This is a genomic window from Olsenella sp. SW781 (genome assembly GCF_012027725.1).
Lineage (GTDB): Bacteria > Actinomycetota > Coriobacteriia > Coriobacteriales > Atopobiaceae > Thermophilibacter.
This window is the reverse complement of sequence record NZ_SJOU01000004.1, coordinates 161,983-177,649: the sequence shown is the minus strand read 5'-3', so window position 1 is coordinate 177,649 and position 15,667 is coordinate 161,983. Positions and strand designations below refer to the sequence as shown.

General features: G+C 65.6%; 13 protein-coding genes and 1 tRNA gene. 5 read left to right on the top strand and 9 right to left on the bottom strand.

Features of this window, described 5'->3' with window-relative positions; translation table 11 throughout:
- Positions 1 to 146 precede the first annotated feature (146 nt).
- Positions 147 to 767, top strand: a complete 621-nt coding sequence (locus E0L17_RS03800) for an HAD family hydrolase (protein WP_167929923.1) — start codon at positions 147 to 149, stop codon at positions 765 to 767.
- Here the strand turns inward: E0L17_RS03800 and E0L17_RS03795 are convergent.
- From E0L17_RS03795 to E0L17_RS03785, 3 genes are all read right to left on the bottom strand, one after another.
- The gene (locus E0L17_RS03795) at positions 764 to 2,008 is read right to left on the bottom strand and encodes a serine/threonine-protein kinase (protein WP_167929922.1); all 1,245 of its coding nucleotides are present in this window, start codon (positions 2,006 to 2,008) and stop codon (positions 764 to 766) included. The two genes, E0L17_RS03800 and E0L17_RS03795, sit on opposite strands and share 4 nt — an antisense overlap.
- Positions 2,009 to 2,280: 272 nt before the next feature.
- Positions 2,281 to 2,700: an XRE family transcriptional regulator gene (locus E0L17_RS03790; RefSeq protein WP_167929921.1), complete on the bottom strand. Its 420-nt coding sequence runs from the start codon at positions 2,698 to 2,700 to the stop codon at positions 2,281 to 2,283.
- Positions 2,701 to 2,725: 25 nt separating this feature from the next.
- Positions 2,726 to 3,238 carry a DUF5067 domain-containing protein gene (locus E0L17_RS03785; protein WP_167929920.1) on the bottom strand — a complete coding sequence of 171 codons (513 nt, stop codon included), beginning with the start codon at positions 3,236 to 3,238 and terminating at the stop codon, positions 2,726 to 2,728.
- A gap of 156 nt (positions 3,239 to 3,394) precedes the next feature.
- Here E0L17_RS03785 and E0L17_RS03780 point away from each other — a divergent pair, with 156 nt between their 5' ends.
- Both E0L17_RS03780 and E0L17_RS03775 read left to right on the top strand, forming a co-directional pair.
- Entirely contained in the window at positions 3,395 to 4,657 is a 1,263-nt protein-coding gene (locus E0L17_RS03780; RefSeq protein WP_286163268.1) for a Wadjet anti-phage system protein JetD domain-containing protein, read from the top strand.
- Positions 4,658 to 5,097: 440 nt separating this feature from the next.
- Positions 5,098 to 6,216, top strand: a complete 1,119-nt coding sequence (locus E0L17_RS03775; protein ID WP_167929919.1) for a hypothetical protein — start codon at positions 5,098 to 5,100, stop codon at positions 6,214 to 6,216.
- A 249-nt stretch (positions 6,217 to 6,465) separates the two neighbouring features.
- Here E0L17_RS03775 and E0L17_RS03770 read toward each other — a convergent pair whose 3' ends face one another.
- A complete protein-coding gene (locus tag E0L17_RS03770; protein ID WP_075279448.1) occupies positions 6,466 to 6,804 on the bottom strand; it encodes a P-II family nitrogen regulator in 339 nt (112 codons plus the stop codon).
- A 12-nt stretch (positions 6,805 to 6,816) separates the two neighbouring features.
- Positions 6,817 to 8,094, bottom strand: a complete 1,278-nt coding sequence (locus E0L17_RS03765) for an ammonium transporter (protein ID WP_167929918.1) — start codon at positions 8,092 to 8,094, stop codon at positions 6,817 to 6,819.
- Between the two features lie 575 nt (positions 8,095 to 8,669).
- Between E0L17_RS03765 and E0L17_RS03760 the strand changes: the two genes are divergently transcribed.
- On the top strand, positions 8,670 to 10,328 hold the full coding sequence (locus E0L17_RS03760) for an LPXTG cell wall anchor domain-containing protein (protein WP_167929917.1): 1,659 nt from the start codon (positions 8,670 to 8,672) through the stop codon (positions 10,326 to 10,328).
- A 104-nt stretch (positions 10,329 to 10,432) separates the two neighbouring features.
- On the opposite strand, the gene E0L17_RS03755 is transcribed toward E0L17_RS03760, so the two are convergent.
- Positions 10,433 to 11,191, bottom strand: a complete 759-nt coding sequence (locus E0L17_RS03755) for an SDR family NAD(P)-dependent oxidoreductase (RefSeq protein WP_167929916.1) — start codon at positions 11,189 to 11,191, stop codon at positions 10,433 to 10,435.
- Between the two features lie 284 nt (positions 11,192 to 11,475).
- Here E0L17_RS03755 and E0L17_RS03750 point away from each other — a divergent pair.
- Positions 11,476 to 11,552 (top strand) — tRNA-Met (locus E0L17_RS03750).
- 1,411 nt (positions 11,553 to 12,963) lie between these two features.
- Here the strand turns inward: E0L17_RS03750 and E0L17_RS03745 are convergent.
- The 3 genes from E0L17_RS03745 to E0L17_RS03735 all read right to left on the bottom strand — a co-directional run bounded on the left by E0L17_RS03745 (position 12,964) and on the right by E0L17_RS03735 (position 15,281).
- The gene (locus E0L17_RS03745; protein ID WP_167929915.1) at positions 12,964 to 13,776 is read right to left on the bottom strand and encodes a nucleotidyl transferase AbiEii/AbiGii toxin family protein; all 813 of its coding nucleotides are present in this window, start codon (positions 13,774 to 13,776) and stop codon (positions 12,964 to 12,966) included.
- Positions 13,776 to 14,318, bottom strand: coding sequence for a type IV toxin-antitoxin system AbiEi family antitoxin domain-containing protein (locus E0L17_RS03740; RefSeq protein WP_167929914.1), 543 nt, complete (start codon positions 14,316 to 14,318; stop codon positions 13,776 to 13,778). Before E0L17_RS03740 ends, E0L17_RS03745 begins: the two co-directional genes overlap by 1 nt.
- A 264-nt stretch (positions 14,319 to 14,582) precedes the next feature.
- Complete coding sequence (locus E0L17_RS03735) at positions 14,583 to 15,281, bottom strand: TIGR00266 family protein (RefSeq protein WP_167929913.1); 699 nt, start codon at positions 15,279 to 15,281, stop codon at positions 14,583 to 14,585.
- Positions 15,282 to 15,667: the final 386 nt, after the last annotated feature.

The window sequence follows — 15,667 nt, the reverse complement described above, 5'->3', positions numbered from 1 at the left end:
CCGAGCACGCAATGGCCGCCGATTCGCTACTTCCGTCGCCCCGATACGTGCGACGCCTTGCCGGATCCGATTATCAGCAGGAGCGGCACCTCAGCGGCGACACCGGCAGCTATACTTTCTCTAGCACCCGCAACCGAGGAGGCATCATGCCCAGCAGCGAGAACAAGCGCGTAAGGAACGTCATCTTTGACATGGGCAACGTCCTCATGACCTTTGACGGGCCATACTTCGCGAGCCTCTTCACGGACACGCCGGAGGACGCCGCGCTGCTCGACGGCGCGCTCTTCGGCACCACGATGTGGTCACTTCTGGACTCGGGCACCATCGATCGCGAGACCATGCGCCGCTACGCGCTCGACCATCTGCCCGAGCGCCTGCGCCCCAACCTCAACGAGTGCTTTGACCACTGGCCCGAGCACTCCGAGCCCATCGCCGGCACCAACGAGCTCGGCATCCGCCTCAAGCGTGAGGGCTACGGCATCTACGTGCTCTCCAACGCCAACACCCGCATCATGGACCAGCTCCGCCACGCGCCCGTCACGCCATACCTCGACGGCTGCGTGGTCTCGGCCAAGGAGCGCATCATGAAGCCGGACCCAGCAATCTTCCACCTGCTCTGCCTGCGCTACCGGCTCGACCCGGCCGAGTGCCTCTTCGTGGACGACAACGCGGACAACTGCGCGGGCGCCCGCCTCGCCGGCATGCATGCGTTCCACTTCACCGGGGACGTCGAGGCGCTGGAGGAGGCAATCCGCCAGCCCTGCTAGACCTGCGCGACCAGCGAGGCGAGGACCCACAGCACGAGCAGCCCCAGGATGGCAAGGAATCCCACGAGGGTCTCCTGCCTCACGGTAAGCCGCGCGAGCGCGGGAATCTCCCTGCGCAGCGGCCGGCGGTCGAGCATCAGATAGCCGGCAATCGCGAGCGCCGGCATCAGGAACACGAGATACGAGAAGAACCGGTACCAGACGGGCCACTTCGCGTTCTCGGGCGTGGGCTGGACGAACCCCATCACGCAGCCCACGATGCAGAGTCCGCACAGAGAGAGCACCGCAAGGTTCCAGATCGCACCCGCCCAGCGCGGGACTCGCGCGAGCAGCGTCCCGGGAGACGGTCGCTCGGGCTCAAAGCTCGGCGGCTCCTCCGCGGGAGAGCCCCCGCCCCTCCCGCGCGCCACGTCGCCGAGCGCGGACACGAACGCATCGCGCAGCTCGCGGACCGTGGCATAGCGCGCCGCGGGATCAAGCTGGGTCGCGCGGACGATGACGGGGCGCAGCGGCTCGGGCACGCCCGCTCCCGCAAAGCCGCGCTCGCGGTCACGCGCCGAGGGCTCGAGCCCCGTCACGCAGAAGAAGAGCAGCATGCCGAGCGCGTAGACGTCGCTCCGCACGTCCGTCTGCCCAAAGCCGAACTGCTCGGGCGGCGCATAGGCGCGCGTGCCAAAGTGCGTGGTGTCCCGCTCGCCATCCTCTCGGAACGATCGGGCAATCCCCAGGTCGATGAGGGTGACCCCGGAGCCTGACACCATGACGTTCTCCGGCTTGAGGTCGCGATGGATTATGGGAGGGTCAAGCCGCTCGTGAAGCTCGCTCACGGCATCGCACAGGTCGGGGAAGACGAGGGCGAGAAGGTCGAGTCGCCCGCCGGGGGTCCGCGCGCTCAGGACGCGCTCGGAGAGCGTCTCGCCGTGCACGCACTCCATCACCACCACGTTCTTATCGTCATGGCGATAGCACTCCATGATGCGCGGAAGGTGCGGCAGGCTCACGCCGCGGCGCTGCGCCGCGAGCAGCGCCTCGTACGCTCCGCCCAGACCCGACTCGGCGCTCAGGTACTTGCGCACGAACGGACCCAGCTCGGCGCCGCTCCTCCCCACGAAGAAGACGCGCTCCGTGACCTCGAGCGGCCCCTCCTTGAGCACGGCGTCGACGCGATACGAGTCCTCGCGCCCGAGCGAGTCGAGGTATCGAGCAAGGTCGTCTTCGAGGGTGTCTTCGCGTGTCTCCATGTGGCAATCCTAGCAGAGGGCGCGGACAGATCGGGGTCCGCCCCGCGGGGCCGCCGCGGAATCGGGGGTCGTGGCAATCCCGCCTCGGCGTGCGTTGAGAAGAACGGGGTTATGGCAGCCGGCACTTCTCGCGAGCTGGGGTTCTTCTCGCCCCTGTTGCCAGATATGGGGTCGTGGCAGCCCGAATCCTGCCACGACCCCCAAATCGACAACGCACTGGAGCCCGTTACTGCCACGGCCCCAGATTCGGCAACGCCCCCGAATCGCCGCCCCTAGCAGATGGTCCGCTCGCCGAAGCGGTACAGCTCCTCGTTCACCTTCTGGAGCGAGCAGCCGCGGTCGAGGCAGAAGATGATGATCGCGTCGCGGCGGTTCTTGCAGTAGAGCTCGTTCGCGCCGGCGGCCTTGAGCGCACGGTTGGTCTCGCGCAGCGTGAGGGCCATGGCGAAGGCGATCTGCAGGACCTTGTCCCTGCTCGGATGGCGTGTGCCCTGAAAGATCTGATAGCCGAAGGTGTCGTTGAGGTTGGCCATGCGCACCACGCGCGAACGCTCGAGGCCCTTCTCGGCGAGAAGCTGCTGCAGGTACTCGGAGAGCGTGCGTCCGCTCGGCGCGCGCTCCTCGAGATAGCCCTCGAGGTCGGAGGTGGAGAGGAGCTCGTCAAGCAGCTCCTCCGTCAGTCGTTCTGCCATGGCATCGCACCTCTTCGCGCGTCCTCTACGCCACCGAGAACGTGGCCTCCGCAAGCATCGTATCATCAAGCGAGAAGAGCTCCTGGACCTCGACGGTGACGTCGGACTCATCTGTCAGGCTATAGGCAATGCGCGCCGTGGTCGTTGAGCCCGGCTTTATCTCTGCCATGTAACCGTTCCCAAGGTCCTCGGTCACGATCGCATTCTCAAGCTGAACCCCGTTCTGGAACGCCTTCTGAGCGCAGGCCACCGCAAAGGACGTATCCTCTTCAGAGTTGTTGGTAAAGGTGTAATCGACGATGATCGCAGGGGCTCCCTCGTAGTCAGTCGTCACCGTCGACCCATCGATGGTGACCGCGTAGTCAGACTGCGTCGACTCGGAAACCTGGCTCTCGGCGGGCTGCTCCTCGGCAGGAGTCGAATCTTCCGCGGAAGACGACGTCCCACCGCACCCAGAGAGGGCAAACGGAGCCAACGCGGCGGCCAGCGCAAGCGTGGCGACGAGGCAATGGCGGGGAATTGGGGCAAGCGTACTCATTGATACCACCCATTCTTTCGACGAATTGGTCCTGATGCCTGCAGCCTATCAGGGCAAAAGAAGGAATTCATTAGCTGCGAGCTAATGGCCGTCGTCCGCATGCTCACGCCGCCCGTAACGGTATGCTGTACTGAGCAACCCCGAAGAGAGGCACCAATGGCACAGAAACTCACCGAGCAGGAGCATGACGCGATCGTCTCCCTGGCCAAGCTCCTCAGCAAGGAGCTGCCCGTCCAGCAGCGCAGCGTCTCGGGCGGCATCGCAAGCGGGCTCGTCCGCCTGCGAAAGAACCCGCTGAGCAGGGAGGACGTGATGGGCGTGCTCGCCAAGTACGGGGCGGGCGAGCCCACGCTCAAGGACCTGCTCGACCTGCACGTGCTCGAGCGGGAGAAGGGCGGCGAGGGCTACGTCCTTCTCGCCGGCGGCGCGCCGGCCCCGAGCCCGTCCAAGCGCGCGGGCGGAGCGGGCGAGAAGAACGCCCGGTCGGACGCACGCCCGGAAAACAAGCCCCAGGCCATAGCCCGCGCGGAGCGACCCAGGCCTCCCGCGCGGCGCCCTGCCCGCAGCCTCGCGGGGCTGGACACCGTGCGCAAGCAGACGCCCGAGCTCGAGGACATCCGCCGGAAGATCATCGACCTCGACCCCCGCCTGTGGATCAACGGCTGGCTGCTCAGCACCCCCGAGGCATACGTCCGCTTTGAGCGCGAGCTCCGCGCCCTCGACGCCGCGCTCGCCGGCTCCGCCTCCATCGGCGACGGCACCCTCAGCACGCGCGAGCTCTCGTACCGCCTCTTCGGTGACGAGAAGTTCCTGGCGCTGGACTCGGACGGCCGCAAGCTGCTGCATCTCATGGGCCTCTCGGACGCAGTGGTCACGCGCCCGCAGACCAAGCTCGAGCTCATGCACCACATCCCCAAGCACCACCGCCACCTGCGGCTCGTCGTCTCCGAGAACCTCGACCCCTGGGTCAACATGAGAAACGCGATGTTCCTGGACGGGCGCAAGCGAATCCTCGACGAGCGGGTCCACGGCGTGGTCTTTGGCAACGGGTACATCGTTGACGACCCGCACAAACTGCCCGACCTCATCGCCTCGCTCGGCGCCGAGGACGTACGCGTGCTCTACTGGGGAGACATAGACCGCGCCGGCCTCTCCATCCTGGCGAAGCTCGCCTCGATGGCCGACGGGCGCTTCGAGGTCGAGCCGTTCGCCCCCGCGTACCGCCTCATGCTGAGGCGCGCGATGAAGCGCTTCCCCGACCCGCTGGAGAACGAGGAGACGGACCAGGGCGGCGTGCGCATCGAGGGGCTTGAGCTGCTGGAGTTCGTCCTCAAGCCGAAGGAGGCCGCGTATCTGCGAGCCGTGGTGGAGGGCGCCCGCCTCATCCCGCAAGAGATCGTCACGGCGACGGACCTGTAGGGCCGGGCGCGCTGCGGGTTGGGCGCGCTGCGGGCCGGGCGCGTTGCGCAAATCGGGGTCGTGACAGTTTCCCCACCGCCGGCGTTGCGCGGATGGGGGTTATGGCAGCCCGCGCTTCTCGCCACCTGCGGTTCTTCTCGCCCCTGTTGCGGAAAACGGGGTCGTGGCAGCGCGATTTCTGCCACGACCCCCATCTGGGCAACGCCCCACGGCGCCAGATTGCCATAACCCCGATATCGCAAACGACCCGCCTCCGTCGCCCGCAGCACACCTCCTCCACAAAATATAGTTAATTTTCTCATGCAAATCACTTATGTAAAGTTAACTGACCTGCGCAAACAGTCCTTTTCGTCAGCATCGCGACAGCAGCCCGTCAGCAGCGGGAACGACTTTCTTCGGATCTCGAGTCCATCCCCGATGCGATGCCCTAGCCTCGAGCCATGAGCATCCTACTGACACATACCACGGCCCTTGAGGCGATGCGCAGCAGACGGCTGCGCTGGCGTCTCGAAAAGGGAGAACGCTGTGACGGCGACGTTCCCGAGCGGGTGCCGGCCAACGCGGAAATCGAGCGGCTCATCGGCACCGTCCCAGAGTTGGCCCGCGCGAGCAAGCCTCTTCACCTGCTCGTCTCGCGCGAGGCCCCGCGTGCGAGAAGGTCGCTGGTCCGCACCCACGCCTCCCCCGACCTCCCGCCCGGATCTGCCTTTGAGCTCGCCCCGGGGGTGCGGTGCGTCTCGCCCGAGCACCTCCCCGTGGCGATGGCGCCATGGCTCACGGACCTCGAGCTCATCTGCCTGCTCTCCGAGCTCCTTGGCATCTACGCCATCGACCCCACGTCAGAGAGGGGCATGTTCCAGCGGAAGTCCCCCCTCACCACCCCCGAGCGCATCCTCGAGCACCTCGACGCCCTCGGGCCGGAGCACGGAACCCAGCGGGTGCGCCACGCGCTGCGTCACGCCTGCGTGCGCTCGGGCTCGCCCCGCGAGACGAAGCTTTCTCTTCGCCTGGGGCTGAGACCTTCGCTTGGGGGATACGGGCTCGAGGTGCTTTCGATGAACGAGCCCCTCGAGGTGCGGCGCATACATGACCGGATGGAATCGGGGGTGAGAAAGCCCGACATCCTGCTCCGCGGGCGCGCGGACGAGGCGGGAGGCGCACCGCGCATCGCCGCGGTCGAGTATAACGGCGGCGACCATGCGACCGAGCAGGCACACGCGCGCGACGCCGCGCGGAGCACCGAGCTCACGGCCATTGGACTCTCGGAGCACGTGGTGACGAAGGTCCAGTATCGCGACCTCGACTACATGGACGGGCTGGCAGAAATCCTCCGCCAGGAGCTCGGGCTGCCCCGACACCGCGTGACCCGCAAGGTGGCAGAGTGGCGTCGTTCGCGGCGGGCGGCGCTCTACGAGGAGCTCGAGCGCATCGACGGCGTCCGCTGGGACGGCCGCGCCCGTGAGCGTGCGCGCGACGAGAAGGGCTCCTCCCCCGCCGCGCCCCAGATCACCGACGGCGGATGGGACGTCGTTCCCGTCGAGGCGTACGGGCTTGGGTAAGCGCTTCTCGGCACGTTGCGGGAATCGGGGTCGTGGCAATCCCGTGTCGTGAGGCGTTGTCCCGATTGGGGTCGTGGCAGAAATCGCACCGCCACGACCCCGTTTTCCGCAACAGGGACGAGAAGAACCGCAGGTGGCGAGAAGCGCGGGCTGCCGTAACCCCCATCCGCGCAACGCCGGCGGCGGGGAAACTGCCACGACCCCGATTTGCGCAGCGCGCCCAGTCCGCAGCGCGCCGGGCCCGCCCCCCTACACGGCCTTGACGCCACGCTCCCCGGTGCGTATGCGCACGCACTCCTCCACGGGATAGACGAAGATCTTGCCGTCGCCCACCTCGCCGGTGCGGGCAACGTCGCAGACGAGCCCAATCAGGTCTTCGACCTGCGCATTATTGACGACAAGCTCAACCTTCACCTTGGGGATCATGTTGAGCATGACCTCCTTGCCGCGATAGTACTCGGTCCAGCCGTGCTGACTGCCGCAGCCCATGACCTCGTAGACGGTCATGCCATGGATGCCCTTCTCGTTGAGCGCGTCCTTGAGCTCCTCGAGCTTCTCCGGACGGATGATGGCCGTTACCTTCTTCATGTTGCACGCTCCCTATGCGTCGAGTCCGGTGAAGGCGGGATAGGCGCTCTCGCCGTGCGCGGACACGTCGAGTCCAAGCGCCTCGTCATGCTCGCTCACGCGCAGGCTGCCGCCAAACGCCGCTCGCACGATGGCCACGAGCACGAGGTCGAGCACGATGACGATCGCAAGCGTGACCAGGATTCCAACCACCTGGCTCACGAGCAGCGAGGCGTCGCCGGTGTAGAGCAGGCCGCCCGCCTCGGACCAGGAGAGCTCCGGCACGCAGAAGAGGCCCGTGAGCACGCCGCCGAGGATGCCGCCCACCCCATGGCAGCCAAATGCGTCGAGCGCGTCGTCGTAGCCGAAGCGCGCCTTGAGCTTGGAGATGGCCAGGTAGCAGACAGGAGAGACGATGATGCCCATCAGCACCGCGGCCCACGGCTCCACAAAGCCCGCACCCGGCGTCACCACCACGAGGCCGGCCACAAGACCAGTGCAGGCGCCCACGAGCGTCGGCTTGCCGGTGGTAACGCGCTCGGTCACGAGCCAGGAGACGAGGCCCGCTGCGCTGGAGACCACGGTGTTGAGGATCGCGAGGGCCGCAACCTCGTCCGCGGCGAACTCGGAGCCCCCGTTGAAGCCAAACCACCCGAGCCAGAGCAGGCCCGCCCCCAGCGCGACGAAGGGCACGTTGTGCGGCCGGTAGCTCTTGAGGCCAAAGCCCTTGCGCCCTCCGAGGAAGAGGCAGAGGATGAGTCCCGTCACGCCGGAGCTGATGTGGACCACGTCGCCGCCGGCAAAGTCCAGCGCGCCGATGACGTCGCCGATGAGCGAGCCCTCCCCGCCCCAGACCATGTGGGCGAGCGGCGCATACACCACGAGCGACCACGCGGCGATAAAGGCGGCGACGGCCCCGAACTTCATGCGCCCCGCCACCGAGCCCGTGACGATAGCAGCCGTGATCATGGCAAAGGCCATCTGGAAGCAGACGTCAACGAGCGAGGGGTAGACCGCGTCTGCGGGGACCGCGGACGCCTCGGCGAGCATGCCTGAGACGAGACCGAAAAGCCCCAGCTGGTCGAACCCCCCAAACCACGAAAGCGAGCCGTCTCCCCCGTAGGCGAAGGACCACCCCGCCAGGACCCAGGCAATCCCCACGATGCCGATCACGGCAAAGCACATGAGCATCGTGTTGATCACGTTCTTCCGGCGCGCCAGGCCGCCGTAGAAGAACGCGAGCCCCGGGGTCATGAACAGGACGAGCATGGTGCAGACGAGCATGAATCCGGTAGATCCTGTGTCATACATGACGACCTCCCCAGTCGCACGGACGGTACGGCGGCAGTCTGCCACCCCAAAGAGGGCGTGCCGAGAAGGACGTGCCGCTGTTAACGACCCTGCGCCACGCGGGAAACGTTGGAAGCCGCCTCGAAACGCGAGGCCGCCTCCTCGAAACGGTATGGAAAACTCGGGGTGAGGGCACTCGACCCCTTCCCCATTCCCTGAAACTTTTTTCTTTTCCTCCTTGACGGAGACGCTACGTCACGGAATAGGGTGGTTGCTGTCAGGCGCGGCCGGATGGGGCTCGTCCCCATGCGCCCGGCATGGCAGAGGCACCTCCGACTCTCCATCGGACACGCGGCAACTCCCCGGTCGTCTCGCGTCTCCTCACCCCCACGGGTAGCGTGACGACAGCCGCATCGTCCTGGCGCCCCACCTCGACCGAGTAGCTCCCTCGGAGGGGCGCCCAGCCGCCCCCGCATCGCTCACATGCGGGGGCGGCACTCTTTTCCGCCTCACCCATCTCAACGAGACCCCCTTGCCGGGGACGCTGCGTCATCCCCTAACCTGTGGGGACTTTCCCCAACCAGGAAGGAGCACAGATGGCTCGTATACCGCCCCGCTTCGGAGCAACCACCCTGACTCTAGCGCTCTTGCTCGCGGCGGCGCTCCCCGCCGCCCCTGCGATTGCAAAGATGGAGGATGGGGAGAAAGAAGAGTGCGAGAACATCGTCGAGCTGGAGCCCGAGGACTCCGAATGGTCGCACGTCCCCGCGAGTATCTTTCCCGCGGACGGCAATGCCGATAGCATCCTGCGCATCAACCCCAACGACTCTGCCGACGGGAGCCTCGACTCCCCCGGCAACACCTACCCGAGGCCAGGGGACTACGGCGAGATCGTCGTCGTCGAGGATTCCGAGATATCTGACGAGTCAATCCCGGCCATCACGCGATTCACGAAGCAGAACTATGGTGGCCTGGGGGGCGAGGCGCTCACCAAGACCTATCGGGTGACCAACGTGTCGGCGGCTCCCTATGGACAGTCGGTCGGATCCACGTACTATCCCGCGGGAAGCTATCCCGGCTCCGGCTACCTCTTCACCAGGGCGAGCTCTCCCAACCCCAGCGGCAACATCTCCTTCAGCTTTGAGGGCGTAAAGGTCACGCCCGACGACATGCCGGTCTACGCCTACTTCAAGATCACCCTCACGGGCAGGGCAGATGACGGCGACACCGCAACCACCGTGATGAACGTGGGATACAAGGTTACCGTCGTCCCCGAGCCCCCCTATCGCTATCTCGCCACGATGCGCTACGACGCCACGGGCGGCACCATCGACGGCCAGCCCACCTCCGTCGCGACCAAGGTGGTCGGTCCGGACCGCGTCTGGGTGGACGGAAGCGTCGACCCTCCCACCAGCGTCAACTTCGACGTCACGGACACCATCCCCGTGCGCGAGGGATATGCGTTCCTCTTCTGGAGAGACGCCTCTTTCTTCGCCGGAGGAGACCGGCGCGCGATGTATCGCGGATCGGCCAGCACCCCCTCGCAGGACGAGTCCCCCCTAGGCGAGTCCGGACGATACGTGAACGCCTTTGAGCTGCAAGACGACGAGGGGGACTCGACCTGTTCGGACCCCACGCTCTACGCCGTCTGGGACAAGACCTGCTCGCTCTCTTACGACGCGGCCGGCGGGGCGACTACGCCCGAGACCAAGCGCTCGACGTTCGGCATCGACTGGGGCACCGGTAGGTCGCACACCGAGAAGGACCTCGTCGCCGCAGCCGCGCCCGTGCGCGAGGGGTACGCGTTCAGGGGCTGGAGAGCCACGGACGGAACCGTCCACCAGCCCGGGGACACGGTGACGCTCACCACGGACCGGCCGGACGAGACCCTCACCGCCCTCTGGGAGGCAAAGCCCGACACGAACGAGCCGGGTGGAGGCGGAACTGACGAGCCGGGAAAGCCGGACGAACCCGATAACCCCGATAACCCCGGCGAGCCCCCGGCCAAGCCCGACAACCCCGGCACCGGAGACAACCCCGGAACCGGCAAGGGCTCGGGCGATGACCCGTCGAAGGTCGTCGACAAGAGCTCGGGAAACGGCGGGGGCAAGAGCGCCTCGGCCTCACGTCCCGCTCGCGCAAAGAGCGCGCTCCCGAAGACCGGGGATGCCACCCTCGTGGCTCCCGCCCTGCTCGGCGGCTCCGGGGTTCTCGCCACGATCGCGGCCACAGCGCTCCGTCGCCGCCGCTCCTAGCCCCAATTGCACGGCCCCCTCGGGCGCCTCGCGGCCTCTCCGCCGCGAGGCGCCCAATGCTTTGTTATGACAAAGGTGACAGGGTCAACTGTCAAAAAAGATCCCTAGAGCATGCTCCCGAAGTCGCTCACGATGATCTGCCCGGTGATGGCGCGCGACTCGTCACTCGCGAGAAAGAGCACGATGTTCGCCACGTCCTCGGGCGTGCAGGACTGAGTCCGCATGTTGGAATGCAGCGCCATTGCTCCGATCATGTCCTGGTCGAGCGTTGCTGGGTCCAGACCCGCGGTCATGGGCGTCGTGATGTTGCCCGGGCACACCGCGTTGCACCGGATGCCCGCCACCTGAAAGCGCAGCGCGGTGTGCTTGGTAACCCCGATGACGGCCGCCTTGGAGCTTACGTACGCCGCTCCGCCGCAGCCGCGCTCCCCCGCAATGGAGGCCACGTTGACGATGGAGGCGCCGGCCGTCATGCGCCTGGTAGCCGCACGCATGCAGCGCATGGTTCCCTTCTGGTTGGTCTCGACGATGCGGTCGAGGTCCTCGTCGGTGTAGCGGTCGATGGGCTTGAGGCCGCTCTCGAGCACGCCTGCGTTGTTGACCAGAACGTCAATCCTCCCGTACCTCTCCATCGCAGCGGACATGAGGCTCTCGGGATCATCCGGCTTGGAGATGTCCGTGGGAACGACGAGGGTCTCGCCGCCGAACTCGGCGATCTGCGCAGCGACCTCCTCAAGGGCTTCGGCGCGACGCGCGCTCATGACCACCTTGGCGCCCTCCGCGGCAAAGAGCCTAGAAACGGCGGCCCCCACGCCAGAGTTTGCCCCGGTGACAACGGCAACCTTGTCTGCGAGACGGTTCATTGCGCTCCTTTCGCTGAGCTTATACATGGCGTTGAGCACCATATCCAGCCCGATGCCCCGGAGCCGCGCCCTTTCGCCGTAAGGCGACGACGCAATCGGTGAACGTGTTGGGGTTGGTCTCCATTCGCATCCAGTCCAAAGAGCGTTGATCTCCCCGCCCCCATCCATCGTCGATTCTCTTCGGTGGAGTAGTTGTGGAGATACAGACACAATTCCGTTTGCTCCTTGCGGCATGGATAGGTGGTCGATATAGTTATTTCTTGCACACACGCGGTGCACCCAATTGCGGGGTGGAGCAGTCTGGTAGCTCGTCGGGCTCATAACCCGAAGGTCGTAGGTTCAAATCCTGCCCCCGCGACCATACACAGTCAGCCCGGAGGTCATGTGGCCTCCGGGCTTTTTGTTCGCACGGCCCGATAATTAACGCGCACTCGTGCACGTCCTTCTCGCGTTTTCCCAGTTGGGAGTCAGCCGAGGCTGCACGAGTGCGCGTTAATGGGGGCCGCTGGCGCCCGCCGGCGCTCGCGCAGAGCCCGCGGCCCGACCGCGCCCATCCCGAAACCCCCACCCGAAAGCTTTCGGAACGACTCTAGGGTAGCCTCGGAGCATTTCGGAGCAGCACGGTCAGCGCCGCAGCGCGTGGGATTGAGCACCTGGGTCATAATGATGAAAAAAGTACGCTCTGTTTTCATCAACGAGAGTAGGCTATGATACCGACATCGCCAGCTGGCCTGCCACGCTCTTATTGCGACGCCCATTGCGACATTATTGCGACATGGGATGTCGTAATAGCCCCCAACTCCCGTATTTCCTAGAGCCAACGCACTCGATTACCTTCCTGTCCAGAAGCTCCTTTGCCCTCTGGACCCGCTTGGGACCCAAACCGATCTCGTCCGAGAGCTTCGGCGCCAACCCGTCACGGCCAATGGGCCGGCCAGCCGCGGGGAGGAGGCCTTTCGTCAGACGAAGCGAGGCGCCAAATTGGCACCTCACTCATTGACCACTCCGCAGATTAAGGCACACCTTCGCCACCACGGCTCCATGGGAGGCGGTGTTTCGTGACGCTTCGCGGCATCTTGCGATACTTGTCACCCGCTCAGCAGAGGCGTCATCCCCAGAAGGATGCGTAGCGGAGATTGCGCGGGACGGAGGAGGAGTCGACGGGCTTGATGAGGCCGACGGCAGGAGTACCCCTGATTATTCCGGAAGCCTGAGACCTGTCGCCCCCAAGTCCGAACGCCCTGCGAACGTCGGAGTTCCCGATGACTGAGAATTTAACGTATGCGTGGCACGCCGCACCTATCGGATGATGCGAAAAACTAGGACTGCTAGAGCTCGGCAAAATGGAAGGCCCGATGCCGGTTCTTTCAAGATACCTCCCGATGCCTACCATCGTATTTCAAACATGAGCAGCCACGAAGTTGAGGTCACATACCGTGGCCTCAACTTTCCACTCGATGAACATAGCTGGGTTTGTCTACACCCAGAAGGAGATGTTACGGGAGCATTCTCACTTCCCCTCCGGGCAAATCGGACAATGCCTTCCCCCGTCGCACATCGAATCTCTCCAAGCTTCGGGGCTGCCGCAAAATGTAACCAGCGGGGTTATCCGAGCAATCGCCGAAGGGGACACGCTTCGCGGAGGAGCCGCTTCGCCACCTGAATCGTGAAGATGTCGAAATCGATCATGTCCACCCTCTTCCCTATCGCCTCGGGGCGAGACGCCATTCGAGGCCTTTCGGCGACCACCGCGCTCCTGGTCTGGCTTACGCCTATCGGTTGAGGGTGGCCAGGAACCCGGGCAGCCATCGGGCGACCTCCTCGGCACTCCGGCCTATCCAGTCCCTGTGGGAGGACTTCATCCGGGCGAGGAACCGCCGGTTGGAGAGGGTCCGCTCGACGCGCCTGACGACGTCCTCGATGCTCTCGTCCCACATGTCCCGGTCCTCGACGATGGCCTCGTCGATGTAGCGCGCGAGCCTCTCCCTGTCGAGGTCCCTCCTGTGCCCGATGTAGTACATGTCGTAGAGGTCGCGGAAGCGCGTGCTGCGGATGCCGTGGAGGAGCAGGGACTTGAGCTTCTCCGCGAACACCTGCTCCTTCGAGTTCGCAAGCAGGCAGACGCCCTCCTGCCGGTGCGCCACGTCGAACCACAGCTCGTCCTGCTCCATCGTGGCGCTCGCATGGACCCCCAGGTCGAGCTTGGTGTCGAGCGTGCTGCGGCCGTCGCTGATCTTGAGGTTGACGCGCCTCCCTCTGTAGTCCTGCTGCGACAGCTCCTCTATCTCGCCGGCGACGCGGACGGTGATGCCGTCGCCGAGGTTCGAAAGGGCGGACACGAAGGAGCGGATGGAGCCGTCGGTCATCGGGTACCGCACGAAGTCGAGGTCTATGTCCTGAGTCGCGCGGCGGCTGCTCCCCGACAGCGCGCACATCAGGACCCCTCCCTTGACCGTCACCCGGTCGCGCATGCCCGACGCCGCCAGCTTCGAGAGAATCACGTCCTGGCAGACGCGCGCGGTCGCGTTGAGCCGGGAGTAGCCCTCCTCGCGCTCGTAGCGCGCCCTCATCTCGTTCAGGTCCATCAGAACACCTCCCCCATGGCGCGCTCGAGGTGCGCCTCGCCGCGCGGGATCGCCTCCGCGTAGTCCTGCAGCCTGTATATGTCCAGCCGCTCCGACCTTCTGCGGAACGAGGCGACCGCCTCCCGGTAGAGGTCGTAGGGCAGCTTGTTGCGCGAGCGCATGAGCTCGAGGAGCATGCGCTCAAGGTCGTACGCGGGAAGCTCAGTCCCGTCTAGGAGGACGGTCGACCTGCCGACGCCCAGCCATCCCTCGGGGATGAAGTGCTGGCGCACGGCGCCGTCGCGGATCTTAGTCCCCCCGCGCCTCGTGGCTAGGTCGATCCGGTCGGGCGGCGCGGTCACGAGGCCGTGGGCGTAGAGCGCGGTCTGCCCGGTCAGGATCGCGCCGGGATACCGCTTCGCGATCACGGCGAGTGCGTCCTCGTCCCGACTGGTCGAGTACATCCCACGACCGACGGGGTGGAGCGCCCCCTCCGACACCGCCTTCCGAACGCGGTACCTGCTCCCGAGCTTCTCGAGCGCCTCCCGGTAGGTGATTACCACGCCGTTCCTCCTTGAAAGCCATAAGAACCTACATCTGATGACAATTGTAGGTGATTGTGGCTTTTCAGGAAAGGCCATCACCTCACGCCGACCGCGGACGTTACGCGCCCTCCGCCATCACCGTGAGGCGTCGCCGGATTAACGCGCACTCGTGCACGTTCTTCTCGCGTTTTCCCAGTTGGGACGAGCGACGGGCCGCACGAGTGCGCGTTAATGGACCTCGGGACCGGGCACCCATGAACCCGATGTCCGCCGGAACTCCCGCTAGTTGGATGACGTGGGCAGGTACGGGTGCATCGCCTGGGCCAGGTTTGCCAGGCTGCGGGTCTGGATGTACACCCGGCCGTTGCCGGTGAAGGTGTTGACCAGGCCCTCCCCCGTGGTGAAGCCAAACATGCCGCTCGCGACCTCGATGTGATAGTCCAGCGCGGCATCCCAGGCCACCACGTGCTCGTTGTCCACCTGCAGCGGCTCTCCGCCGGTCACGTCGAGCGCCATGATGTCGCCAAACGCGGAGACCAGCAGCGAGCCCTCGCCGTGGACCTCCATCACAAAGAGCCCGCCCGTGTTGCCAAAGAACGCCTTCGTGATGCCCTGGTTGACCATCGTGTAGTCGACGTCCTCGTCGCAGGCGAGAAACGCGCCGGTGTTGAGGCGGTACTGGTGCGCGGCGTCCACGGAAAGCTCGACGATCTTGCCGGGGATGGGCGGCGCCACGGCAATCTCTCCGTCGCTTGCGGTCCCCGTTGCCGTGGTGACAAACATGGACTCGCCGCTCGTGACGGCGCGGCCGATGGCGCTGAACACGCCCCCGAGGCCCTTCTTCTTGGTGTTGAGCCCGCCCGTGATCTCAACGCCGCGCGAGTACACCATGCTGCCGCTCTCGGTCCGCACGGACTCGCCCTGCGCAAGCGAGATGCGCGCGATGGGACAATCGGAGTCACCGGTAAGACTGAACCTCATGGGGTCTCCCTTCTCGGTTTTGCCGCGGTAGCGACATGCGTCGAGTATAGCGGGAGCCGCACGACGGGAGCGCGCACACAAAAGGGGCGGCACCCCTACGGTGCCGCCCCGGCTGCTCTGCCCTTTGGACTCACATCCAATCTCGCTATCAACCGTCCAGCCAGCGAATTGGTGTCTGGACCCGCTCCGGAATTCCCTTCATCAACCCAACCCGGTGTACGTACCGGAAGACGTCGGCGAAGTCACTCGCCCGAAGCTAGTGGGTCTCGGTCACGCGGACGGCAGGTCCAGACCCTGCTACCTCTTCGCTGTTCACTGGACTCGCCTCCTCGGTCGGTCGCCTTCTGGTAGCGACGATCTTCTGTACACCCTTCTTATTTCCCGTC

Coding starts and splice junctions, on each gene's coding strand:
- E0L17_RS03800 (WP_167929923.1), top strand. CDS start 147: ATGCCCAGCAGCGAGAACAAGCGCGTAAGGAACGTCATCTTTGACATG.
- E0L17_RS03795 (WP_167929922.1), bottom strand. CDS start 2,008: ATGGAGACACGCGAAGACACCCTCGAAGACGACCTTGCTCGATACCTC.
- E0L17_RS03790 (WP_167929921.1), bottom strand. CDS start 2,700: ATGGCAGAACGACTGACGGAGGAGCTGCTTGACGAGCTCCTCTCCACC.
- E0L17_RS03785 (WP_167929920.1), bottom strand. CDS start 3,238: ATGAGTACGCTTGCCCCAATTCCCCGCCATTGCCTCGTCGCCACGCTT.
- E0L17_RS03780 (WP_286163268.1), top strand. CDS start 3,395: ATGGCACAGAAACTCACCGAGCAGGAGCATGACGCGATCGTCTCCCTG.
- E0L17_RS03775 (WP_167929919.1), top strand. CDS start 5,098: ATGAGCATCCTACTGACACATACCACGGCCCTTGAGGCGATGCGCAGC.
- E0L17_RS03770 (WP_075279448.1), bottom strand. CDS start 6,804: ATGAAGAAGGTAACGGCCATCATCCGTCCGGAGAAGCTCGAGGAGCTC.
- E0L17_RS03765 (WP_167929918.1), bottom strand. CDS start 8,094: ATGTATGACACAGGATCTACCGGATTCATGCTCGTCTGCACCATGCTC.
- E0L17_RS03760 (WP_167929917.1), top strand. CDS start 8,670: ATGGCTCGTATACCGCCCCGCTTCGGAGCAACCACCCTGACTCTAGCG.
- E0L17_RS03755 (WP_167929916.1), bottom strand. CDS start 11,191: ATGAACCGTCTCGCAGACAAGGTTGCCGTTGTCACCGGGGCAAACTCT.
- E0L17_RS03745 (WP_167929915.1), bottom strand. CDS start 13,776: ATGGACCTGAACGAGATGAGGGCGCGCTACGAGCGCGAGGAGGGCTAC.
- E0L17_RS03735 (WP_167929913.1), bottom strand. CDS start 15,281: ATGAGGTTCAGTCTTACCGGTGACTCCGATTGTCCCATCGCGCGCATC.